At 80.0% G+C, this 611-nt stretch carries 1 protein-coding gene; it reads right to left on the reverse strand.

The features are described 5' to 3' along the window. Positions 1 to 611, reverse strand: a 611-nt coding sequence (locus IE330_RS38555; RefSeq protein WP_190140825.1) for an SDR family NAD(P)-dependent oxidoreductase, incomplete at both ends; no start/stop codon positions are given.

Consider the following 611-nt stretch of genomic DNA (forward strand, 5'->3'; position numbering starts at 1 on the left):
GGCACGGCCTCGCCCCGGCGGGCGCCCGCCCGCAGCGCGGCCGTGTCGAGGCGGACGGGCAGCAGGTGGGGCGCGCCCGCGGACCGGGCGGTGTCGAGGAGCGCGAGGCCCTCCGCCGAGGCCAGGGGCAGGACGCCGCCGCGCGAGATGCGGGTCCGGCGGCCCTCGTCGAGGTGGCCGGTCATCTCGCTGCTCTCGTCCCACAGGCCCCAGGCGAGCGCGGTGGCGGGCACGCCCCGGGCGCGCAGGCGGTGGGCGAAGGCGTCGAGGAACGCGTTGGCCGCCGCGTAGTTGCCCTGGCCGGGGCTGCCGAGGGTGGCGGCCGCGGAGGAGAACAGGACGAACTCCGCCAGGTCCGCGCCCGCGGTCAGCTCGGCGAGGTGCAGGGCCGCGTCCAGCTTGGGCCGCAGGACGGCGTCCACGCGCTCGGGCGTCAGGGACGCCAGCAGGGCGTCGTCCAGGACGCCCGCCGTGTGCACGACGGCGGTCAGCGGGTGCGCGTCCGGGACGGTGGCCAGGGCCGCGGCCAGCGCGTCGCGGTCCGCCGCGTCGCAGGCCACCACGCGCGCCCGGGCGCCGAGCCAGTCGATGTCGGCGACGAGGGCGGCGGC

The organism is Streptomyces longispororuber (assembly GCF_014656095.1).
GTDB lineage: Bacteria > Actinomycetota > Actinomycetes > Streptomycetales > Streptomycetaceae > Streptomyces > Streptomyces longispororuber.